Origin of the sequence: Belnapia mucosa (assembly GCF_016775475.1) — a bacterium.
Lineage (GTDB): Bacteria > Pseudomonadota > Alphaproteobacteria > Acetobacterales > Acetobacteraceae > Belnapia > Belnapia mucosa.
This window is the reverse complement of the sequence record NZ_JAEUXJ010000002.1, coordinates 423157-445924: the sequence shown is the minus strand read 5'-3', so window position 1 is coordinate 445924 and position 22768 is coordinate 423157. Positions and strand designations below refer to the sequence as shown.

Below are 22768 nucleotides of genomic sequence, written 5' to 3'. Positions count from 1 at the left end.
AGGCAGGAGGCTGACGTAAAGGTAAGATGTATATGGGCGATGAACTGCGAGGTTGAGTAACACGGAACCGAGAGCATGGCCCACGCGATAGGTCGTCGCTTTCAGAAACGCAACGTATCGTGACTAGTTCGGCGGCGTGAAGGTCCCCCTACCATCTTCCACTTTTCCAACATAGGCCGTTATTCTGTGGACGCGAAACAAGGCAGGACAGGAATGCAGGACGGAGGCGCCAGCACTGACGAGACGCTCAAGGCGCCGGCGCAAGCGGTGCGGCCGAGCGTCACAGCTTGCCTCGTTACGCATAACCGCCCTCATTACGTTCGGAGCTGCCTCGAGAGCCTTCGCGTGCAAAGCATCGGCCTCGATGGTTTCGACATCATCGTCGTCGATAGCTGCTGCCGGCCCGAGGTCAGCGCCGAGCTCGCCGCGATGGTGGCGACCGTGCCCAATGCGCGGCTGCTGCGCGAGGACCGGCCCGGCGCCAGCGTCGCGCGCAACCGCGGCGCGGCGGCCAGCAACGCCGACTACATTGCCTATCTGGACGATGATGCGCTGGCGATGCCGGACTGGATCGAGCAGATCCAGCGGGTCGTGGTCGAGCACGACCCCTGGCCGGGCGTGCTGGGCGGCAAGGTCGTGCCGGAATGGGAAGCGCCGCTGCCGGACTGGTGGCCGGAAAGCCTGCGCGGCATCCTCTCCATCATCGAATGGGATGGGCGCGGTGAATTCCGCAGCTCGCAGGTGCCGGCCGGGCTCGAGCCCTATGGCGTGAACATGGTGGTGCTGCGCAAGCCGCTGCTGGAACTCGGCGGCTTCGCCGAGAAGCTCGGCCGCGTTGCCGGGTTGCTGCTCTCGGACGAGGATGTGCAGGTTGCCTGGCGCTTGCAGGACCATGGGCTTTCGGCTTGGTACGACAGCCGAATCGTGGTGCGGCACCAGATCCAGGCGGTGCGACTGCGGCCGGAATGGCTGCTCGACCGGCTGTATTGGCAGGGCGCCTCCACCGTCGCGACACAGCGCATCCTCGGCTCCGGCAATCAGGTCTGGCGCGACCTGCCGCGCCGGCTGCTGGTCGAAGCCCTGACCCTCCCCGCCGGCCTGCTGCCGAAGCGGAGCACCGCGCTGCTCGGTCTGCGCTGGCGCTATGCCTATGCCAGCGGCTTCACCCGCATGGCGCTGATGGGCGAACAGCCGAAGCGCAGCCTGCCGATGCGGCTGCTGCGGAAGCTGCTGGGCCGCCAGGACGGACCGATCATCCCGCGGCTCGATATCGGCGCGCGGGCCGAGGAAAACGCGGAGACCCGACCATGAGCGGGCCGCGCATGACGGTGGTCTTCGCCACGCGTGACCGGGCCACCCTGCTGCCCCGCGTGCTCGACCGCTTCGCCGAATTGCAATCGCCGCCCGGCGGCTGGTCCCTGGTCGTCGTGGACAATGGCAGCCGCGACCGGACGGTGGAGGTGCTGCGCAGCTATACGGACCGCCTGCCGCTCACGGCCCTGTCCTGCCCGCAGCCGGGCAAGAACCGGGCGCTGAACGCGGCGCTGCAGCATCTGCAGGGCGACCTCGCAGTCTTCACCGATGACGACGTGCTGCCGGAGCCGGATTGGCTGGTGCGGCTGCGCGCCGCCGCCGATTCGCACCCCGAGGCGGATCTCTTCGGCGGCACCGTCCTGCCCGACTGGCCGCAGCCGAAGCCGGACTGGCTCTGCGAGCGGGCGGTGGAGTTCAGCGTGCTCTATGCCCAGCAGCGACGGCCGAGCGGCGCCTGCGGCTTCGCCGATATCTTCGGCCCCAACATGGCAGTGCGCAGCGCGATCTTCGCCGCCGGCACCCGCTTCGCCGAGCATGTCGGGCCGGACGACACCAACCCGCTCTATGCCATGGGCAGCGAGACGGAGCTGCTGCGTCGCCTGGAAGGCGCCGGCCATCGCGGCTGGTTCGAGGCAAGCGCCTGCGTGCGCCACATCATCCGGCCGGAGCAGATGGAGGAGCGGTGGATCCTGAACCGCGCCTTCCGCTACGGCGTCGGCGAGGGCCGCCACTATGCCGGACGGCGTTCCGTCGGGCTGCTGGTGCGGCGCCTGGTCTATGGAATCGCCGCGCGCGGTTCGGCACTGCTGCCGCCCTCCCCGCGACGTCTTCGCATCCGCTACCGCGACCGCTGGCTGGCAGGCGTCGCGGCCGGTCGTCCCGCAGCGCGGGCATCCCCACCATCCGGCTGAGCCGGCCCACCCCCCCCTTCCCCATTCCCTCTGCGCAAGGAGAGAACGGTGTATTCGTCGAGGCTCCGCCCACAGGCGCTCCGCATCCCTTCGGTTGCGGTATCGCTGCCCTTTGTTCTACTGCTTCTGTCTCTACTCGGTTATGGAGCAGCGCGGAAGATCACCTTCTTCGCGGCCCGGTCCGAGCCGCATGCCTTCGCCCTCGTCGTCTTCTGCGTCGTCGCGGCATTGCCCTTCATCGGCATCCGCTATGCCGACATCCCCAAGCTGCTGCGGGCGATCGTCCGCGGCATCGGGGTGGTGATATTCGCGCAGGTGCTGTTCGACAGCTTTGCCCCGGTCCCGCCGGCGCCGAACATCATCTTCGGTGCCGCGAACGAGCACACGCTGTTCTTCCGCTACGGCGCCATGATCGGCGTCGCGGCCGGCATCGCCTCGCTCTGGCGGCCGATCTTCCTGATCCCGCTGACCATCTACTACATCGCCTTCCGGCTGATGATCGGGCCGCTGGTGGCGGGCATCTGGGTGTCCGATACCGACTACGCCTCGATGACCGATACCGGTCTCTTCGCCACCTTCGGCGGGATCGTGGCGGTGCTGGTGACCAGCGACTGGACGCTGGCGCGGCTGCCCTGGCTGCGCAGCATGATGTCCGACATGCCGGCGGCGGTGCTGCGGCAGAAGGCCACGGGCCTCGTCTGGGCCATGGTGGTCGGCGCGCATCTCGGCAACTACTTCTGCTCCGGTGTCGCCAAGCTGCTGGCCGGCGGGCCGGCGCCCTGGACCTGGCTGCTGCAGAACCCGACCCAGACGGCGATCGTCATCGGCACGGAACGCGGCGACAACCCGCTGATGATGTTCCCAGGCCTGCTGCAGTTCAGCTGGGATGCGATCTCAGAGTTCGGCCTCGCCTTCAACTTCTTCGTCCTCGGCGCCCAGCTCCTCTGCCCGCTCGCCATCCTGCGGGTGCGCTGGCTGCTGATCTTCACCATGCTGTTCGACGTCTTCCACATCGGCGTCTACTTCACCCTCGGCGCGCTCTTTCACTTCTGGATCGCGGTGAACCTGATCATCTACACCTCGGCCTGGCGGCTGAAGGATGAGCAGATCACCTCGATGATGAAGCTGGTCTGCGTGCTGACGGTGATGTTCGGCAACACGCTGTTCTACACCAACTGGCTCGGCTGGCTGGATGGCGCCAAGCTCGCCAGCCCGCAGTTCTACGCGCTGACGAAGGACGGGCGGGAAGTGTGGGTGCCGCAGGTCTATTACGGCATCTACTCCTACACCATCGCCCAGGCGGCCACCTATGTGCCCGATGGCCACTTCAACTTCCGGATCGGCGGCAACAACCTGAACCCGGATGACTGGCGCGACGCCACTTCCTGCGGGCCACGCACCGCCGAGAGCCAGACCACCGGCGCGACGCTGCAGAACATGGCGGACCTGGTGCACAACACTCATGCATTCATGGTGCGGCACCCCTACATCAAGAACGACAACCTCTACTATCTCTACCCGCACCACATGCAGCCGAATCCCTGGGCCTTCCGGGAGTTCAACCGGCTCAGCATCGACGACATCGTCGGCTACAAATATGTGGTGGAGTCGGTCTGTCTGACGCTCCGTGACGGGCAGCTCGTGCGCGACGTGAAGAAGCGCGACGAGTTCACCTTCGATGTCCGCTGAGATGCAGCTCGACGCGCCGAGGCCGGCAGGGGCCGCTCCCTCGGCGCGGGAGATCTTCGTGGTCTATGACGGCATGTGCCCCTTCTGCACGCGCTACGTCATGCTCTACCGGATCCGCCAGCTGGCGGAGAAGGTGCACATGATCGATGCCCGCTCCGACCACCCGGTGGTGGCCGAGGTGCGGGCCGCCGGCCTCAGCCTCGAGAACGGCATGGCGGTGAAGTGGAACGGCCGGCTCTATCACGGGTCGGATGCACTGCATGTCCTGGCGCTGCTCGGCTCGGAGGACGGCGCCTTCAACCGGCTGAACCGGCTTGTCTTCAGCCGGCCGAAGCTTGGCCGGTTCCTCTACCCGGCCATGGTGGCCGGGCGGCGGCTGACTCTGAAGATGCTGGGCCGGCCGCCGATCGCGGATTAGTGCGGCCGGAACTCCTGCCGCTCCCTCTCCGTCATGGCCGGGCTTGTCCCGGCCATCTCTTTTTCAGCCGGATCAGTCGGCGGTGATGCCGCCCGCTGTCACCACGCGCTTCCAGCGGGCGATCTCGGCCTGCTGGAAGTTGGCGAATTCCTCCGGGCTGTTGCCCACCACCTCGAAGCCAAGATCGCTCAGCCGCGCCTCGGTCTGCGGCTGGCGCAGCGCCGCCACCGCAGCGCCATGGATGCGCGCCACCAGCGGCGCCGGCATCCCGGCCGGCCCGCCGAAGCCCTGCCAGGAATAGACGACGAAGTCGCGCAGCCCGGATTCGGTCGCGGTCGGCACCTCGGGCAGGAGCGGGCTCCGCGCCTCGCTCGTGATCAGGATGGGGCGCACCCGGCCGTCGCGGATCTGCGGCGCGATCGAGCCGAGATTCTGGAAGGAGAGCTGCACCGTCCCGGCGATCAGGTCGGTGGTCGCCGGTCCGCCGCCGGCATAGGGCACATGCGCCGCATCCGTCCCCGTCGCCTGCTTGAACATCTCCATCGTCAGATGGTCCGAGGAGCCGATGCCGCTGGTGGAGTAGGAGGCGCGGCCGCGCTGGGCGCGCAGCCAGTCCAGCAGCTCGGGCAGCGTCTTCGCCGGCACTTGGCCGGGATGCACCACCAGCACATTCGGCGTCCGCACCGTCTGGGTGATGCGGGTCAGCTGCGTCACGGGGTCGTAGGCCAGGTTGGGCCGCAGGGCGACATTGATGGCCCAGGTGCTGATCGGCGCATGCATCAGCGTATAGCCATCCGGCGCGCTGCGGATCACGGCGCGGGCGCCGACCTCGCCGGTCGCGCCCGGCCGGTTCTCGGCCACCACCGGCTTGCCGAGCGCCTGCTGCATCCCCTGCGCCATGGCCCGGCCGATGATGTCGGAGGAGGAGCCGGGCGCGAAAGGAATGAGGATGGTGACATTGCGGGCCGGCCATTCCTCCTCGGCCCGGGCGTGACGGCCGGCGAGCAGCAGGGCCGCGGCCCCGATCACGTGGCGGCGATGCATGGGTTTCCTCTCCTGGTCTTGCCGGCATTGGCCGCAGGCGGCACCGCTTCGTCAACCCGCGACCCCATCCTGCCGCTTGACGCCGGCATCCAGGCGTCGTCGCCTTCGCCGCGGAACCGCCGTGCCGGCGGCAGGAGGAATCCATGGTCCCGAGCCCACGGCCCTTTCGCCTGAACATCCCCGATGCCGCCATCGCCGATCTCAATGCCCGGCTGGCCCTGACCCGCCTGCCGGACCAGGCGCCGGGCGAGCCCTGGGCGACCGGGACCGATGTGGATTATCTCGGCGGGCTGCTCGCCTATTGGCAATCCGGCTTCAACTGGCGCCTGGCGGAGGCGCGGCTGAACGCCTTCCCGCAATTCACCGTTCCGCTGCACGGGATCGACCTGCACTACCTGCATGTCCAGGGCCGGGGGCCCGACCCGATGCCGCTGCTGCTGATGCATGGCTGGCCCGGATCGGTCTTCGAATTCGCCGATATCATCCCCCGCCTGACCGATCCCGAGCATTTCGGCGGCGATCCGGAGGATGCCTTCACCGTCGTCGCCCCCTCCCTGCCCGGCTATGGTCTCTCCTTCCATCCTGGCCAGCCGCGCTTCCCGATCGAGGCGATCGCCGATTGCCTGGCGCATCTGATGACCGGCGTGCTGGGCTATGAGCGTTTCGGGGCCCAGGGCGGCGATTGGGGCGGCTTCACCGCCTCCCGCCTCGGCGTCGCGCATGCGGAGAAGCTGATCGGCATCCACCTGAACCTGCTCTCCCTCCGCCCCGACCAGCCCCCGCCGGAGAACCCGACCGAGGAGGAGCGGCGCTACCTCGAGGAGGTCGCGCAGTGGATGCGGGAGGAGACCGGCTATCAATGGATCCAGGGCACGCGGCCGCAGACCCTCGCCTATGCGCTGAATGACAGCCCGGCCGGCCTCGCCGCCTGGATCGTCGAGAAATTCCGCGCCTGGTCCGATTGCGACGGCGATGTCGAGAGCGTGCATCCGCGCGACCGGCTGCTGGCGAATATCGCCCTCTATTGGTTCACCGGCAGCATCGGCGCCTCCTTCTGGCCCTACTACGCCCGGATGCACGGCGCCTGGCCGATCCCCGAGGGCCGCACCGTGGATGTGCCGATGGGCTATGCCGCCTTCCCGAAGGAAATCCGCCGCCCGCCCCGCAGCATCGCCGAGCGGACTTATACCGATATCCGCCGCTGGACCGAGATGCCGAAGGGTGGGCATTTCGCCGCCATGGAGCAGCCGGTGGCGCTGGCCGCCGAGATCGCCGCCTTCTTCCGCCCACTGCGGGAGAGCTTCACAGAAACGCGCAGCGGCCTATAGCCTCCCGCTGCCGAGGGAGGATTGGCCAAGGATGGCTGCTGATACGTTCGACTATGTCATCGTGGGATCCGGTGCCGCCGGCTCGGTGCTCGCCAACCGGCTGAGCGCCGATCCCGGCACCACCGTCTGCGTGCTGGAAGCGGGGCCGCCGGACCGCAACCCCTTCATCCACATCCCCGCCGGCTTCATCAAGACGCTGGCCGATCCCGCCGTCACCTGGCAGTTCAAGACCGAGCCGCTGCCGATGACCGGCGGCCGGCGCATCAGCACGGTGCAGGGGCGGACGCTGGGCGGATCGTCCTCGGTCAACGGCATGATCTACAATCGCGGCCAGCCCGCCGATCTCGATAGCTGGGCGCAGCGTGGCAACCGCGGCTGGGGCTATGCCGATTGCCTGCCCTATTACCGCCGCAGTGAGAACCGTGTCGGCGTCTGCGGCGAGAGCCGTGGCCGCGAGTCGGACGGCATCCCGATCACCGACATGGATTGGATCAACCCGGTCTCCGAGGCCTTCATCGCCGGCTGCATGGGCCTCGGGATTCCCCGCAACCCGGACTATAACAGCGGCGACCAAGCCGGCGTCGGCTATTTCCAGCGCGCCATCCGCAATGGCCGCCGCGTCTCGGCGGCGCGGGCCTTCCTCAAGCCCGCCATGTCCCGCCCCAATCTGGAGGTGCGGACCAATGCCCGGGCCAGCGCCATCCTGTTCGAAGGGAAGCGCGCCGTCGGCATCCGCTATCTCGCCGCGCGCGGCGCCCCGCCGCGCGAGGTGCGGGCGCGGCGGGAGGTGATCCTGTCATCCGGCACGGTGAACACGGCGCGGCTGCTGCAGGTCTCAGGCGTCGGGCCGGAGGCGCTGCTGCAGGATCTCGGCGTGCCGGTGGTGCATGCGCTGCGCGGCGTTGGCGCCAATTTCCGCGACCACTATGCCTCCCGCTTCGTCATGCGGGCGAAGCCGGGGGTGGAGACGCTGAACCAGCTCGGCCGCGGCGTGAAGCTCGGCCTGCAGATCGCCCGCTGGGGGCTGCGGCGGCCAAGCATCCTGGCCACTGCCCCGTCCCATGTGCATGTCTTCTGGAAGAGCTTCGAGGGCCTCGACGCGCCGGACCTGCAATGCGTCTTCACCCCGGGCAGTTACGCCGAGGGCAAGGTCTATGTGCTGGACGACTACCCGGGCGTCACCGCCGGTGCCTGGCAGCACCGGCCGGAGAGCACCGGCTGGGTCCGCGCCCGCAGCGCCGATGTCTTCGAGGACCCGGAGATCAATCCCAACTACCTCTCCGACCCGATGGATGTGCGGGTGCATCTGGGCGGGATGCGGCTGCTGCGGCGGATGCTGGGGACGCCGGAGCTCGCCCCCTTCCTTGAGGCCGAGACCCTGCCGGGGCCCAAGGTGCAGTCGGATGACGAGCTGCTGGATTTCGCCAAGCGCAACGGCAGCACCACCTACCACCTGATCGGCACCGCCCGCATGGGGCCGGAAACCGACCCGAGCGCCGTCGTCAGCGACCGGCTGCTCGTGCACGGGATGGAGGGGCTGCGCGTCGTCGATGCCTCGATCATGCCGAGCATGCCCTCGGCCAATACCTATGCGACGACGCTGATGATCGCGGAGAAGGCGGCGGACTTCATCCTCGGGCGCCAGGCGGCCGAGGCCGCCTGACGGGACCGGTCAGCGCTGCGAGGTCGTCACCGCGACGAAATTCGAGGCGCTGTCCTCCGCCACGCGGAACCACTGGATCTGCTCCAGCCGGAACTTGTCCCAATGCTCGTGGATGCGCTTGAACCGCGCATTCTGCGCGCCGAGCTCGGCATAGAGCTCCTGCGCTGCCTTATAGAGCGCCGTCATCACCTCCCGCGGATAGGGGCGGAGCTGGGTGCCGCCCGCCAGCAGGCGCCGCAACGCGGGCGGGTTCAGGACATCGTACTTCGCCGCCGTCGCGGCCCAGGCCTCCGCCGAGGCGGTCTCCAGCATGGACTGGTAGGCTTTCGGCAGCCCATCCCAGGCCCGCTGGTTGATCAGCAGGTCGGTGCTCGGCGCGATCTCCTGGAAGCCGGGGTAGTAGTAGTATTTCGCCACCTGGCCGAAGCCGAGCTTCTCGTCGTCATAGGGGCCGATATACTCGGCGCCATCGATCACCCCCCGTTCCAGCGCGGGATAGATGTCGGAGGGCGCGATCTGCTGGGGGATGACGCCGAGCTTCGCCATCACGCTGCCGCCGAGCCCGGCGATGCGGAATTTCAGCCCCTTCAGATCCTCCGGCGCCTTGATCTCCCGCTTCAGCCAGCCGCCCATCTGGGCGCCGGTGCAGGCGGCGGGAATGGCGACGACGCCCTGGTCGCGGAAGACGTCGCGCAGCAGGTCGCGCCCGCCGCCGTAGTTCAGCCAGGCGAACATCGCCCGGCTCGACATGCCCCAGGGCAGCGTCGTGCTGATGGCGAGGCTCGGGTCCTTGCCGAAGTAGAAGAGGCTGGAGGTGAAGCCGCACTCGACCGAGCCCTGCCCCACCGCATCGAGGATCTGCAGGCCAGGCACGATCTCGCCCGGGCCGGAGACGGTGATCTCGAAGGCGCCGTCCGACATCTCCCGCACCCGCCGCGCCACGATCTCGGCCGCGCCGTAGAGGGTGTCGAGCGTCTTCGGGAAGCTGTTCGGGCAGCGCCAGCGGATGCGCGGCTGGGCGCTGGCGAGGTTCGGGGTGGCGAGCGTGGCGGTGCCGGTTATCCCGGCGATCCCGCCCGCGAGGGCGCGGCGGCGTTGCATCCTGTCTTCCTTCCCTGGTCCCGCCCCTCATGCCGGGGGCATGGGCGGAGGATAGGGCGGCAACACCTTCCGTTGCTACGGCGGAAGCGCCTCTTTGAACCGGCCTCGCATCCTGGCAGACTTCACGGATGCTGAACACGCCCGAGCTCTCCCGCTAGCTGGAGGGCTAGACCTTGCCCGGTCCCCAGGCGCAGACCGATGACGAGCTGCTGACTTCGCCAGGCGCAACGGCAGCACCACCTACCACCTGATCGGCACCGCCCGCATGAGGCCGGAGACCGATCCGAGCGCGGTGGTAAGCGACCGGCTACTCGTGCACGGGATGGAGAGGCTGCGCGTCGCCGATGCCTCGATCATGCCGAGCATGCGGTCCGCCAATACCTGTGCGACGACGCTGATGATCGCGGAGAAGGCGGCAGACTTCATCTGTGGCGGCTAGGCCATGATCCGCGGTCATTGGATCGCGGGTCACGGTCCAAGCTGTCGGCCGTTCCAGCCTGCGGCGATCGTGCTCTGGACTAGCGGAGGCCTTCGGACGGTAGCCGGGGTTACACGTCCAGATTCGCCACCTTCAACGCATTGGTGACGATGAACTCCCGGCGCGGCTCGACCACGTCGCCCATCAAGGTGGAGAAGGCGTTCTCCGCCTCCTTCACGTCGTTTACCTGCACCCGCAGCAGCGTGCGCACGGCGGGGTCGAGCGTTGTCTTCCAGAGCTGCTCCGGGTTCATCTCGCCGAGGCCCTTGAAGCGCTGGATGGTCAGGCCCTTGCGGCCCTGCTGCAGCACGCGCTCCAGCGCCATGACCGGGCCCTGCACCGGCGTGCCGTTGGCATCCAGCATCAGGGTCGCACCCTCGGCGAAGTCGCGCGCCAGCAACTCGCGCCGCTCGTCCAGCCAGCGCGCCTCGGCGCTGCGCAGCGCGGCTTGGGTCAGCGCATGCCGCTCCGTCACGCCGCGCACGGTGCGCCAGAGCTGCAACCCGTTCTCGCCCGGCGCCGCGTTCCAGTGCCGCTCGGACGGCGCCGCAAGCGCATTCAGCCGCGCCACTAGCCGTGCCGCCGCCGCCGTCGCCCGATCGGCATCGAGCGAGAGCGCACCGGCCACCGCCGCCTGCTCCACGATCTCCGGCGGCAGCTGCGCCGCGAGGCGGCGGATGCGGGAGGCGATCTGGCGCAGCTGCTCCATCTCGGCGCGCAGCTCGGCCCCGGCGAGTTCCCGCCCGTCGCCCAGGCGCATCGAGGCGCCGTTCAGCGCCTTCTCGAGCAGATAGTCCTCGAGCGCGCGGTCGTCCTTCAGGTAGCGCTCGTCATTGCCCCGCTTCGCCCGGTAGAGCGGCGGCTGGGCGATGTAGAGATGCCCGCGCTCGATCAGCTCCGGCATCTGCCGGAAGAAGAAGGTCAGCAGCAGGGTGCGGATATGGCTGCCGTCCACATCCGCGTCCGTCATGATGACGATGCGGTGGTAGCGCAGCTTGTTCGGATCGAACCCGCCCTTGGCCGGCTCGCCCGGGCCGATGCCGGTGCCGAGCGCGGTGATCAGCGTGCCGATCTCGGCGGAGGACAGCATCTTGTCCATCCGCGCCCGCTCGACATTCAGGATCTTGCCCTTGAGCGGCAGGATCGCCTGATAGGCGCGGTTGCGCCCCTGCTTGGCGGACCCGCCCGCGCTGTCACCCTCGACGAGGAAGAGCTCGCTCCGCGCCGGATCCTTTTCCTGGCAGTCGGCCAGCTTGCCCGGCAGGGTGCTGAATTCCAGCGCGTTCTTCCGCCCGACCTTGTCGCGGGCGAGCTGCGCCGCCTTGCGGGCGGCGGCGGCCAGGACGACCTGCTCGAGGACGATCTTGGCTTCCTTCGGATGCGTCTCGAACCAATGGGTCAGGGCATCGGCGACCGCCACCTGCACCACCGGCTGCACCTCGGAGGAGACCAGCTTGTCCTTGGTCTGGGAGGAGAATTTCGGGTCCGGCACCTTCACCGAGATGACGGCGGTCAGCCCCTCGCGCATATCCTCGCCCGAAAGCTCGACCTTCTCCTTCTTCGCCAGATCCTCGGCGTATTTCATCACCACCCGAGTCAACGCCTGGCGGAAGCCGGCCTGATGGGTGCCGCCGTCGCGCTGCGGGATGTTGTTGGTGAAGCAGAGCGCGACCTCGCGCGGGGTATTGTTCCACCACATCGCCAGCTCGACGCGGATGCCCTCATGCTCCCGGCTGATCGCGGCGATCGGCGGACGGAACAGCGGCTCCTTCCCCTGGTCCAGCCATTCGACATAGGCGGTGAGGCCGCCGCGAAACTGGAAGAAGATCTCCTCCGCCGGGACGTGGCGGTCGTCCTTCAGGGCGATGGCGAGGCCGGAATTAAGGAAGGCGAGCTCGCGCAGCCGCCGCTCCAGCACGGCGAAGTCGTATTCGGTCTTGGTGAAGGTGCCGGAGCTCGGCTTGAACACCACCTCGGTGCCCGTCCGCTCCGCGGAGGGGCCGATGATGCGCAGCGGCTCCACCGTCTCGCCATGCTCGAAACGGATGAAATGCTCGATCCCGTTGCGCCAGATCCGCACCTCCATCCATTCGGAGAGGGCGTTGACGACCGCGGCGCCGACGCCGTGCAGGCCGCCCGAGACCTTGTAGGAGTTCTGGTTGAACTTGCCGCCCGCATGCAGCCGCGTCAGCACCACCTCGGCGGCGGAGACGCCCTCTTCCTCATGCATATCGACGGGGATTCCCCGCCCATCATCGCGCACGGCGACGCTGCCATCGCCGTTCAGCACGACCTCGACCCGGGTGGCATAGCCTGCCTGGGCCTCATCGACCGAGTTATCGATGATCTCGAAGGCCATGTGGTGCAGGCCCGAGCCGTCATCGGTATCGCCGATATACATGCCCGGCCGCTTCCGCACGGCCTCCAGGCCCTTGAGGACGGTGATGGATGCGCTGTTGTAATCAGCGCCCGGAGGCCCCTGCGGGACAGGCCCGGTCGGGGTGGATACGGCGCGCGCAGCCTCGTCACTCATGCCTGCGGCAAGCTCCTCGGTCATCGCTGGTGGGAACGGCTCTAGATATAGGGATTCATCCGGCTCCTGGCACGGGTAAATCGCTATCCGGAACAAGTTCACCGGGCCTTGCCAGGAAGCCCTCGGCCACCCCGCGCAGGGGCTGGAAGATGGCCGCATCGGTCCCGGTCAGGAAGGATTGCGCCGGCAGGGCCGCCAGCGCCGCGAACAGCGCCTCCCGCCGCGGCGCGTCCAGATGCGCCGCCACCTCGTCCAGCAGCAGCAGCGGGGCGAAGCCGCGGCTGGCTGCGATCAGCCCGGCATGGGCCAGCACCACCGCGACCAGCAGGGCCTTCTGCTCCCCGGTGGAGCAGAGCCCGGCCGGCAGCCCCTTCGGCACATGGGTGAACAGCAGGTCGGCCCGGTGCGGCCCCTCCAGCGTGGCGCCGGCCGCGGCGTCGCGCCGGCGATTGGCGGCCCAGGCGGCGCGCAGTTCGTCCTCCACCGCCAGGGCCGGCTGCGAATCGAGCGCGGCGGCCGTGCCGCATTGCAGGTCCAGCCGGGCCGCCGGGAAGGCGCCGGTGATGCCGCCGGCCAGCGTGGCGTTCAGCCGCCCAACCAGGCCGCGCCGGGCGGCTGCGGCGGCCACGCCATGCCGGGCCATCGCATCCTCGAGCGCCGAGAGCCAGGCGGGATCGGCCACCTTGCCCTCCCGCCGCTCGGCCGCCAGGAGCCGGTTGCGCTGGGCCATGGCATTCTCATAGGCGGCGACCTCGCGGGCATGATGCGGCTCCAGCGCCCAGACCAAGCGGTCGAGAAAGCGGCGGCGGTCGCCGGCGCCGTCCTGGAACAGCCGATCCATCTGCGGGGTCAGCCAGAGGGTCGCAACGCGCTCGGCCAGTTCCGCCTGGCTGCGGACCGGGGCGCCGTCCAGGCGGAAGACCCGGCGCTCGGGCGCCCCGCCCTCCGGCGTGCCGGTGCCGAGGTCGAAGGCGGGCCAGTCGCCATTCTCGAACCGGCCGGCCACGGCCCAGGGCAGCGGCCCTTCCGGCAGGCGGCGGCCGAATTCGGCGGCGCGGGCCCCGCGCAGCCCGCGGCCGGGGCCGAGCAGGCTGATCGCCTCCAGCAGATTGGTCTTGCCCACCCCGTTCTCGCCCGAGACGACGACGATCGGGGCGGTGAAGGCGACGGTCAGCGCCCCATAGCTGCGGAAGTCCCGCAGCATGAGGCGCGTGAGCCGGAGGGTCGGGTCAGCCTTCCTCGTCGCGATCGCCTTCGACCTCGATCTCCTCGCCGATCGCGTCGGCCTCGTCCTCGAGCTCCTCGGCGTCCTCGACCGTCTCGTCGGCCTCGACATCCTCCAGCTCGACGTCATCCGTCTCCGCATCCGGCACGACGGCGCGCTTCTTCAGCTTGTCGTCCACCGGCAGGGCGCCGGCGGCGCGGCGCAGGCGGGGCTGCTCGGCCGGCTGCTCGGTGCCGCATTTCGGGCAGATGGCAGGTGCACGGGTCAGGTCGTAGAATTTAGTGCCGCAGGCGACGCAGACACGTTTGAGGCCCAGTTCGGGCTTGGCCATGGGGGGTATGCCTCGTGCGGGGACGGGAAAGGGCCAAGCGCATTGCCATGGGCCAGCGCACCGTGTCAAACGCCGCCCCCATGGTTCATGACGCTCCCGTCCGGCCGCTGCGCGCCGTCGCTCCAGCGGTCCCGCTCTCCGGCACCCATCGCGTGCCGGGCGACAAGTCCATCAGCCACCGCGCCCTGATGTTCGGCGCGCTCGCGGTCGGCACGACCGAGATCGAGGGGCTGCTGGAAGGCGAGGATGTGCTGCGGACGGCGGCCGCGATGCGGCTGCTCGGCGCGCAGGTGGAACAGCTTGGCCCCGGCGCCTGGCGCGTCGCCGGGCGCGGGATCGGCGGGCTGGTGGAGCCGCCGGACGTGCTCGACATGGGCAATAGCGGCACCGCCGCCCGGCTGCTCTGCGGGCTGCTGGCGGGCCATCCGATCTTCGCGGTGATGACCGGGGATGCCTCGCTCCGCCGCCGGCCCATGCTGCGGGTGACCAACCCGCTCTCGACGACCGGGGCCAGCTTCTGGGCCCGCGAGGGCGGGCGGCTGCCGCTGGCGGTGCAAGGGGCGCGGGATCCGCTGCCGCTCGACTACACGCTGCCGGTCGCCTCGGCCCAGGTGAAGTCGGCCTGCCTGCTGGCCGGGCTCTGCGCGCCGGGGACCACGCGCGTGGTGGAGCCGGAGCCGACCCGCGACCACACCGAGAATATGCTGCGCCATTTCGGCGCGACGGTCCGGGTGGCGGATACTGCCGAGGGCCGGGTGATCGAGCTGGAGGGCCAGCCGGAGCTGGTCGCGGCGCCGATCCTGGTGCCGGGCGACCCCTCCTCCGCCGCCTTCCTGCTGGTGGCGGCGCTGCTGGTCCCGGGCTCCCACCTGACCATCGCCAATGTCGGTCTGAACCCGCTGCGGACCGGGCTGCTGGCCACGCTGCGGGAGATGGGCGCCCGGCTGCGGGTGGAGAATGCCCGCACCGAGGGCGGCGAGCCGGTCGGCGACCTGGTCGCCGAATACGGGCCGCTGCGGGCGGTGGAGGTGCCGCCCGGCCGGGCACCCTCCATGATCGACGAATATCCGGTGCTGGCCGTCGCCGCCGCCGCCGCCTCTGGCACGACCCGGATGCGCGGCCTCTCGGAGCTGCGGGTGAAGGAAAGCGACCGGCTGGCCGCGACCGCGGCGCTGCTGGCCGCCAATGGCATCGCGGCCCGGATCGAGGGCGACGACCTTCTGGTGGAGGGCACCGGCGGCGCCATCCCGGGCGGCGGCCTGGTCGCCACCCATATGGATCACCGGCTGGCGATGAGCGCCCTGGTCATGGGCCTCGCCGCCCGGGCGCCGGTGGCGGTGGACGATGCCGCCTTCATCGAGACCAGCTTCCCCGGCTTCGCCGCGCTGGTGAACCGGGCGGCGGGCGGGGAGGCGATCGGCCCGGCATGAACGCCGCCATCGTCATCGCAGTGGATGGGCCGGCGGCGGCCGGCAAGGGCACGCTGGCGCGCCGGCTGGCGGCCGAATTGGGCCTGCCCTATCTGGATACCGGCCTGCTCTACCGCGCGACCGGCCGGCGGGTGCTGGACCGCGGGGCGGACCCGCATGATGCGGCCGTTGCGGCCGAGGAGGCCGCGTCGATGCGGCCGGAGGATCTGGCGCGGCCCGACCTGCGCGGCCCGGCCGCCGACATGGCCGCCAGCACCGTCGCCGCCATCCCGGCGGTGCGGGCGGCGCTGCTCGACTGGCAGCGGGAATTCGGCCGTCGCCATGGGGCGGTGCTGGATGGGCGCGACATCGGCACCGTGGTCTTCCCGGAAGCACCGGTGAAGCTCTTCGTCACCGCCAGCCCGGAGGAACGCGCCCGGCGCCGCTGGCTGGAATTGCAGGGCCGCGGGGTCGCCGCCGACCTGGCGCAGGTCGCGGCCGAGATCCACGACCGCGACGCGCAGGATGCCAACCGCCCCGTGGCGCCGCTGCGCCCGGCCGAGGATGCGCTGCTGCTGGACACGACCAGCCTGGATGCCGATGCGGCCTTCGCCGTGGCCATGGCCCTGGTGCGGGAGCGTCTGGCGAATTTCCTTGACGGGACGTCAACGAAAGTCTAGCGAACCCCTATCCGCGCGCCCGTGAGGGCCGCGGTGCCTGCGGTTGATGGGACGCGATCGCGAAAGCGTGTGGCGCCATCAGCCAGAGGGCCGGGACCGGGCGGGCCGATACGCCGCCCAAGGCACAGGGTCGCATGGCGCCTTCACCCGCCCCTCAGGGACGGCCGGTGCCCGATCAAGCCGTGCCCGGCCGACTGGCTGGGGGCGCAGGACCACCGCCCGCAGCTTGTGGGCCGTTCAGGACAGACAGACCGCATGGCATCCGCCACCACCCTCGCACCGAATGCGGGGACCGAAGACTTTGCCGCAATGCTCGACGCCACCCTGGGCCCCGATACCGGCTTCGCCGGCTCGGTCGTCTCCGGCCGCGTCATCCGCATCGATGACGACTTCGCCGTCGTCGATGTCGGGCTGAAGAGCGAGGGGCGCGTCCCCCTCAAGGAATTCGCCCCGCAGGGGCAGAAGCCGGAAGTGCAGGCCGGCGACGTGGTCGAGCTCTTTGTCGAGCGCTATGAGGACCGCGACGGCTCCATCGTGCTCTCGCGCGAGAAGGCGCGGCGCGAGGAAGCCTGGACCAATCTCGAGAAGGCCTACCAGGCCAACCAGCGCGTCAACGGCGTGATCTTCGGCCGTGTGAAGGGTGGCTTCACCGTCGATCTCGGCGGCGCCGTGGCCTTCCTCCCCGGCTCCCAGGTCGACATCCGCCCGGTGCGCGATGTCGGGCCGCTGATGGGCAGCCCGCAGCCCTTCCAGATCCTCAAGATGGACCGCGCCCGCGGCAACATCGTCGTGTCGCGTCGTGCGGTGCTGGAGGAGACCCGTGCGGAGCAGCGTTCTGAGCTGATCCAGGGCCTGAAGGAGGGCATGATCCTCGACGGTGTGGTCAAGAACATCACCGATTACGGTGCGTTCGTGGATCTCGGCGGCGTGGACGGCCTGCTGCACGTGACCGACATCGCCTGGCGCCGCATTAACCACCCGAGCGAGGCCCTGACCATCGGCCAGCCGGTGAAGGTGCAGGTCATCCGCTTCAACTCGGAGACCCAGCGCATCAGCCTCGGCATGAAGCAGCTGATGGCCGATCCGTGGGATGGCGTCGCCATCAAGTACCCGGTGAACGCCAAGTTCAGCGGCCGCGTGACCAACATCACCGACTACGGCGCTTTCGTGGAGCTGGAGCCGGGCGTCGAGGGCCTCGTGCATGTCAGCGAGATGTCCTGGACGAAGAAGAACGTCCATCCGGGCAAGATCGTCGCCACTTCGCAGGAAGTGGACGTGATGATCCTCGACGTGGACGAGCCGAAGCGCCGCATCTCGCTCGGCCTGAAGCAGGCCCAGGGCAATCCGTGGGAGGTCTTCCTCGAGGCCCATCCGCCGGGCTCCGTGGTCGAGGGCGAGATTCGGAACATCACCGAGTTCGGCCTGTTCATCGGCATCGGCCCGGAGATCGACGGCATGGTCCACATGTCCGACCTCTCCTGGGAGGAAGCCGGCGAGGCGGCGATGGCCAAGTTCGAGAAGGGCCAAGTCATCAAGGCCAAGGTGCTCGATGTGGATGTCGAGAAGGAGCGCATCTCCCTCGGCGTGAAGCAGCTCGAGGCCGATCCGGCCGCCGAAGTGCTCGACAAGGTCCGCAAGGGCGATGTCGTCACCTGCATCGTCACGCAGGTGCAGGCCAACGGCATCGAGGTCCGGGTCGAGGATGTCCTCACCGGCTTCATCCGCCGCGCCGAGCTGGCGCGTGACCGCGGCGACCAGCGCCCCGACAAGTTCGCCGTGGGCGAGAAGGTCGATGCCAAGGTCACCGCCGTGGACCGCGCCGCCCGTCGCCTCGCCCTGACCATCAAGGGCAAGGAGATCGAGGAGGAGCGCGAGGCGATGAAGGAGTACGGCTCCACCGACAGCGGCGCCTCGCTGGGCGACATCCTGGGCGCGGCCATCCGCCGCCGCCGCGAGATGGCCGGCGAAGAGTAAGATCCGGCCCGCCGCGAGGCGGGACGCGACACGGGCCGGCGGGGACAACCCCGCCGGCCTTTTTTTATGCGCGCGATGGGTGCAGGCTCGCGCCATGTCGAACCCCCTCCTCGTCGAGCGCTCCGGCGCCATCACCCGCCTCCGCTTCAACCGGCCGGAGCGGCTGAACGCCATCGATGCGGCCATGGCCGCGGCCTTCCGCGAAGCCGTGGACGCCCTGCCGCAGGATCCCGACCTCCGCTGCGTCGTGCTCTGCGGCGCCGGGCGGGCCTTCATGGCGGGGGGCGACATTGCGGCCTTTCAGGGACCGCAGGCCCTGGCCGAGATCCGCCGCATCCTGAAGCCGATGCATGAGGGGGTGGCGGGGCTGGCCGCCCTCCCCGTCCCCGTTCTCGCCAGCGTGCAGGGCGCGGCGGCGGGGGGTGGGTTCTCCCTCGCCCTCGGGGCCGATCTGATGATCGCGGCGGAGGATGCACGCTTCGCCCTCGGCTATCTCAAGCTCGGCACGGTACCGGATTGCGGCGGCAGCTGGGTGCTGCCGCGGCTGCTCGGGCTGCGTGGGGCGATGGGGCTGGCGATGCTGGGCGAGGAGTTGGACGGACGGGCGGCGCTGGCCGCCGGGCTGGTGAACCGGATCGTGCCGGCGGCCGAGCTGGAAGCGGCGACCGAGGCGCTGGCGCAGCAGCTCGCCAGCGGGCCGACCGCCGCCTTCGGCCGGGCCAAGGCGCTGTTGCGCGCCTCGCCCGGCCGGGATCTGCCAACGCAGCTTCACGCCGAGGAGGAGGCCTTCCTCGCCTCCGCCGGCACGGCCGATTTCGCCGAGGGCGTCGGGGCCTTCCTCGGCCGCCGACGCGCGGAGTTCAGCGGGAAGTAACCTATTCCACGGTGACGTTGGCCGCGGTGATGACCTTGGCCCAGCGGTCCACCTCGCCGCGCAGGAAGGTCCCGGCCTCCTCCGGGCTGCTGCCGACGGCATCGAAGCCGAGGCCGCGCAGCCGTTCGGTGGCTGCCGGGTCCTTGACGATCTTGGCCACCTCGGCCGAGACGCGCTCGACGATGTCGCGCGGCGTATTGGCCGGGGCAAGCAGCAGGCACCAGGTGCTGGAGACGAAATCCGGCAGCCCGCCCTCGATCAGGGTCGGGATATTGGGCGCCCAACTCGGGCGCGTGGCGCTGGCGAAGCCGATCGGGCGGATGGCGCCGCTCTCGAACTGCGCCCGCAGCGAGGAATAGCTGTCGAACATCACGCCGATATTGCCGGAGATCAGGTCCTGCAGCGCCGGCGCGGTGCCGCGATAGGGCACATGCACCATCTGGATGCCGGTGCGGACCTGCAGATCCTCCATCGTCAGATGCGCCGCGGCGCCGATCCCGCTCGATCCGTAATTGAGCGCGCCCGGCCGTGCCTTGGCATAGGCCAGCATCCCCGGCAGGTCGGTGAAGGGCAGCTTGGCATTGGCCCCCATGACCAGCGGCGCCAGCATCATCAGGGAGACGGGTGCGAAGCTCGTCACCGGGTCGAAGGGCAGCTTGCCCTTGTAGAGCGTGGCATTGGCGGCATGGGCGCCGATCACCACCGCGAAGCTGTATCCATCCGGCGGGCTGGCGGCGACCGCGCCGGCGCCGACAATGCTGTTGGCGCCTGGCCGGTTCTCCACCACCACGGGCTGGCCGAGCGCCTTGGAGAGCGGTTCCGCCACGAAGCGGGCAGCGACATCGGTGGTGCCGCCCGGCGTATAGGGCACGACGATGCGGATGGGCCGGTCCGGATAGCCGGCGGCTCGGGCACCACGCGCCGCCAGCAGGGCCGCGCCCGCCCCGAGCGCTCCGCGCCGGGTCAGTGAAACATTACCATTCATGCTTATCCGTCCTCCCTGGTCGCCACGCGTCACTCGACGGCGGCCACCGGTCGTTTGAAGCGGCGCTCGCCGACGAAGGCCATCGCCATGGTGGCCAGGATGAAGCAGACCGAGGCGGCGAAGACCAGTAGCGGCCGCCCATGATCCATCAGCGCGCCATAAATCATCGGCCCCACCGCGCCGCCGATATTGAAGCCGGTGGTGACGATGCCGAAGACCCGCCCGACCGCGCCGGGCGGCGCCGCGGAGCGCACCAGCATGTCGCGGGAGGGCATGATCATGCCGGAGAAAAGGCCCGCCAGCCCCATCACTCCCACCAGCGTCACCGGCCCGAGCGGCACCAGCCCCACCACCCCGATCAGCGCCCCGGTCAGGCCGAAGCCGAGGCTCGCCACATCGCCATGCCGGCTGGTGCGGTCGGCGATGATGCCGCCGATCAGCACGCCGAAGGCGCTCAGCAGCAGGAAGGCGCTGAGGGCCACATTGGCCGCGGCGAAATCGACGCCCCGCCCGTTCACCAGCGCGACCACGGAGAAGTTCTGGATGCCGCCGAGCGACAGGGCGAGCAGGGTGAAGAAGACCGTCAGCATGACGACGGCCGGCGTCAGCACCGATTCGGCCGGCGCCTGGGCGGCCTTCGCCGCGGCGGCGCGGGGCGCGGCGGCCTCGTCCCGGGCGAAGGCGAGCGGCAGGGCGGCGAGGATGGCGAGGCCGCCCGCCGCGCCGAGCGCCGCCTCGAGCCCGGCGAGGCTCGAGAGGCCGAGCATCAGCGCCGGCGCCATCGCCCCGCCGAGATAGCCGGAGAAGGTATGGATGGAGAAGGCGCGGCCGATCCGCTCCTCGCCGATGGTGCGGCCGAGAATCTCGTAATCCGCGGGGTGGTAGACGGCATTCGCCAGGCCGAGCAGCGCGGCCGAGACGAGCAGCACCGGATAGGTCGGCATCGCCGCCAGCAGGACGAGCGCGAAGGCGCCGAGGCAGAGCCCCGCCACCAGCACCCGGCGCGAGCCGTAGCGATCGACCGCATAGCCGAGCGGCGCCTGGGTCACGCCGGAGACGATGTTGTAAAGCGTCAACGCCAGCGCCAGCTCGACGAAGGAGACACCGAGCTGGTCCCGCAGCAGCGGGAAGAGCGGCGGCAGCACCAGCTGGTGCAGATGGCTGACGAGATGCGCGCCCGAGACGTAAGTCAGCGAGCGGAGCTCGGGCTTGGTCCAGCCGGCGGCCTGCGTGGTCATGGCGGGCATCCCTGGTGTTCCTCCCCCCGAAGATGGGGTTTCCGCCGAGCATGGCCAGGATCGGCGCCAGAGGAAAGCGGCGGCTCGGCGGGGCTGCCCCCACTGGACCGCATCCCTCCCCGGTCGCAGGATCGCGCCAAACGAGCGGGGGAAACCATGTCCGACGCGCCGAGGACGATGTTCGAGAAGATCTGGGATCGGCACCGCGTGCTGGAGCGGGAGGATGGCCAGACCCTGCTCTATGTGGACCGCCACCTGATGCATGACGGCGGGGCAGTGGCCTTCGATGTGCTGCGCAAGCGCGGGCTGAAGCCGCGGGCGCCGGAGCGGATCTTCGCCGTGCCCGACCACTACGTGCCGACCGACAGCCGCAAGCTGGAGGAGATCCGCGACCCGCGCCACCGCGAGCTGGTGGAGAAGCTGGCCCGCAACACCGCCGAGCACGGCATCCGCAATTTCGGCCTGGGCGACCCGAACCAGGGCATCGTCCATGTCATCGGACCGGAGACGGGCCTCTCCCAGCCGGGGATGGTGATGGTCTGCGGCGACAGCCATACCAGCACCCATGGCGCGCTCGGGGCGCTCGCCTTCGGCATCGGCAGCACCGAGGTCGCGCATGTGCTGGCGACCCAGACGCTGTGGCAGCGCAAGCCGAAGGCCATGCGGATCACGGTGGAGGGGCAACTCGGCCCCGGCGTCTCGGCCAAGGACGTGATCCTGGCGATCATTGCGAAGATCGGTGCGGCGGGCGCGACCGGCCATGTGATCGAATATGCCGGCAGCGCCATCACCAGCCTGTCGATGGAGGGGCGGCTGACGCTCTGCAACATGTCGATCGAGGCGGGCGGCCGAGCCGGCATGGTGGCGCCCGACGAGACGACCTTCGCCTATCTCGCTGGCCGTCCCTACGCGCCCGAGGATTGGGAAGCAGCGGTGGAGCGCTGGCGCGCGCTGCCGAGCGACCCCGGCGCCCTGTTCGATGCCGAGGTCACGCTGGACGGGGACGCGATCGAGCCGATGGTGACCTGGGGCAATAGCCCGGAGGATGCGCTGCCGATCGGCGGCGTGGTGCCGGGGCCGGACCTCGCCGCCGATGCCGAGCGGCGCGAGATGATGGCCCGCATGCTCGACTATATGGGCCTCGCCCCGGGCACGCGGCTGGACGGGTTGCCGGTGGACCGGGTCTTCATCGGCTCCTGCACCAATTCCCGCATCGAGGACCTGCGGGCCGCCGCCGCCATCGCCCGCGGCCGCAAAGTGGCCGAAGGCGTGGAAGCCTGGGTCGTCCCCGGCAGCGAGCCGGTGAAGCGCCAGGCCGAGGCGGAGGGGCTGCACGAGGTCTTCCGCGCCGCCGGATTCGCCTGGCGGGAGCCGGGCTGTTCCATGTGCCTCGGCGTGAATGGCGACATCGCGCCGCCCGGCACGCGCGTCGCCTCCACCAGCAACCGGAATTTCATGGGCCGGCAGGGGCCGGGAGCGCGGACGCATCTGGTCAGCCCGGCGATGGCGGCGGCGGCGGCGGTTTCCGGCCATTTCACCGATGTGCGCCGGCTGATGGCGGAGAGCGCCTGAG

18 protein-coding genes and 1 pseudogene are annotated in these 22768 nt (G+C 69.8%); 12 read left to right on the top strand and 7 right to left on the bottom strand.

The window, feature by feature from the left end; genetic code table 11:
- Positions 1-213 precede the first annotated feature (213 nt).
- Genes JMJ55_RS06700 through JMJ55_RS06685 form a run of 4 tightly spaced genes read left to right on the top strand, consistent with a single transcriptional unit; the run spans position 214 to position 4332 of the window.
- Positions 214-1311, top strand: a complete 1098-nt coding sequence (locus tag JMJ55_RS06700; RefSeq protein WP_202824737.1) for a glycosyltransferase family 2 protein — start codon at positions 214-216, stop codon at positions 1309-1311.
- Entirely contained in the window at positions 1308-2225 is a 918-nt protein-coding gene (locus JMJ55_RS06695) for a glycosyltransferase (protein ID WP_202824736.1), read from the top strand. The genes JMJ55_RS06700 and JMJ55_RS06695 overlap by 4 nt, the downstream gene beginning before the upstream one ends.
- Before the next feature lie 48 nt (positions 2226-2273).
- Complete coding sequence (locus JMJ55_RS06690) at positions 2274-3914, top strand: hypothetical protein (protein WP_202824735.1); 1641 nt, start codon at positions 2274-2276, stop codon at positions 3912-3914.
- The gene (locus JMJ55_RS06685) at positions 3904-4332 is read left to right on the top strand and encodes a DCC1-like thiol-disulfide oxidoreductase family protein (RefSeq protein ID WP_202824734.1); all 429 of its coding nucleotides are present in this window, start codon (positions 3904-3906) and stop codon (positions 4330-4332) included. Before JMJ55_RS06690 ends, JMJ55_RS06685 begins: the two co-directional genes overlap by 11 nt.
- Before the next feature lie 72 nt (positions 4333-4404).
- On the opposite strand, the gene JMJ55_RS06680 is transcribed toward JMJ55_RS06685, so the two are convergent.
- Positions 4405-5376 carry a Bug family tripartite tricarboxylate transporter substrate binding protein gene (locus tag JMJ55_RS06680; protein WP_202824733.1) on the bottom strand — a complete coding sequence of 324 codons (972 nt, stop codon included), beginning with the start codon at positions 5374-5376 and terminating at the stop codon, positions 4405-4407.
- Between the two features lie 143 nt (positions 5377-5519).
- On the opposite strand from JMJ55_RS06680, the gene JMJ55_RS06675 reads away from it, so the two are divergent.
- Both JMJ55_RS06675 and JMJ55_RS06670 read left to right on the top strand, forming a co-directional pair.
- Positions 5520-6704: an epoxide hydrolase family protein gene (locus JMJ55_RS06675; protein WP_202824732.1), complete on the top strand. Its 1185-nt coding sequence runs from the start codon at positions 5520-5522 to the stop codon at positions 6702-6704.
- A gap of 31 nt (positions 6705-6735) precedes the next feature.
- Entirely contained in the window at positions 6736-8367 is a 1632-nt protein-coding gene (locus tag JMJ55_RS06670; protein ID WP_202824731.1) for a GMC family oxidoreductase, read from the top strand.
- A gap of 9 nt (positions 8368-8376) precedes the next feature.
- On the opposite strand, the gene JMJ55_RS06665 is transcribed toward JMJ55_RS06670, so the two are convergent.
- A complete protein-coding gene (locus JMJ55_RS06665) occupies positions 8377-9468 on the bottom strand; it encodes a TRAP transporter substrate-binding protein (protein ID WP_202824730.1) in 1092 nt (363 codons plus the stop codon).
- Positions 9469-9688: 220 nt separating this feature from the next.
- Here JMJ55_RS06665 and JMJ55_RS06660 point away from each other — a divergent pair.
- A pseudogene (locus JMJ55_RS06660) lies at positions 9689-9907 on the top strand (GMC oxidoreductase); the annotation flags it as partial.
- A 109-nt stretch (positions 9908-10016) separates the two neighbouring features.
- On the opposite strand, the gene gyrB reads toward JMJ55_RS06660, so the two are convergent.
- From gyrB to JMJ55_RS06645, 3 genes are read right to left on the bottom strand one after another with little or no spacing between them, the layout of a single operon-like run.
- Positions 10017-12479: a DNA topoisomerase (ATP-hydrolyzing) subunit B gene (gene gyrB / locus JMJ55_RS06655; protein WP_202824729.1), complete on the bottom strand. Its 2463-nt coding sequence runs from the start codon at positions 12477-12479 to the stop codon at positions 10017-10019.
- Positions 12480-12534: 55 nt separating this feature from the next.
- Positions 12535-13683: a DNA replication/repair protein RecF gene (recF, locus tag JMJ55_RS06650; RefSeq protein ID WP_236033451.1), complete on the bottom strand. Its 1149-nt coding sequence runs from the start codon at positions 13681-13683 to the stop codon at positions 12535-12537.
- A 25-nt stretch (positions 13684-13708) separates the two neighbouring features.
- The gene (locus JMJ55_RS06645) at positions 13709-14035 is read right to left on the bottom strand and encodes a TIGR02300 family protein (protein ID WP_202824727.1); all 327 of its coding nucleotides are present in this window, start codon (positions 14033-14035) and stop codon (positions 13709-13711) included.
- An 80-nt stretch (positions 14036-14115) separates the two neighbouring features.
- On the opposite strand from JMJ55_RS06645, the gene aroA reads away from it, so the two are divergent.
- The 4 genes from aroA (at position 14116) to JMJ55_RS06625 (ending at position 18972) form a co-directional block, all read left to right on the top strand.
- The gene (aroA, locus tag JMJ55_RS06640; RefSeq protein ID WP_202824726.1) at positions 14116-15465 is read left to right on the top strand and encodes a 3-phosphoshikimate 1-carboxyvinyltransferase; all 1350 of its coding nucleotides are present in this window, start codon (positions 14116-14118) and stop codon (positions 15463-15465) included.
- On the top strand, positions 15462-16124 hold the full coding sequence (gene cmk, locus JMJ55_RS06635) for a (d)CMP kinase (RefSeq protein ID WP_202824725.1): 663 nt from the start codon (positions 15462-15464) through the stop codon (positions 16122-16124). The genes aroA and cmk overlap by 4 nt, the downstream gene beginning before the upstream one ends.
- Positions 16125-16379: 255 nt before the next feature.
- The gene (gene rpsA, locus JMJ55_RS06630; RefSeq protein ID WP_202824724.1) at positions 16380-18098 is read left to right on the top strand and encodes a 30S ribosomal protein S1; all 1719 of its coding nucleotides are present in this window, start codon (positions 16380-16382) and stop codon (positions 18096-18098) included.
- Between the two features lie 94 nt (positions 18099-18192).
- Positions 18193-18972: an enoyl-CoA hydratase/isomerase family protein gene (locus tag JMJ55_RS06625; protein WP_202824723.1), complete on the top strand. Its 780-nt coding sequence runs from the start codon at positions 18193-18195 to the stop codon at positions 18970-18972.
- A gap of 1 nt (position 18973) precedes the next feature.
- Here JMJ55_RS06625 and JMJ55_RS06620 read toward each other — a convergent pair whose 3' ends face one another.
- Complete coding sequence (locus JMJ55_RS06620; RefSeq protein WP_202824722.1) at positions 18974-19957, bottom strand: tripartite tricarboxylate transporter substrate binding protein; 984 nt, start codon at positions 19955-19957, stop codon at positions 18974-18976.
- Between the two features lie 29 nt (positions 19958-19986).
- Positions 19987-21195, bottom strand: a complete 1209-nt coding sequence (locus JMJ55_RS06615) for an MFS transporter (RefSeq protein ID WP_202824721.1) — start codon at positions 21193-21195, stop codon at positions 19987-19989.
- 156 nt (positions 21196-21351) lie between these two features.
- On the opposite strand from JMJ55_RS06615, the gene leuC reads away from it, so the two are divergent.
- A complete protein-coding gene (leuC, locus tag JMJ55_RS06610; RefSeq protein ID WP_202824720.1) occupies positions 21352-22767 on the top strand; it encodes a 3-isopropylmalate dehydratase large subunit in 1416 nt (471 codons plus the stop codon).
- Position 22768 lies beyond the last annotated feature (1 nt).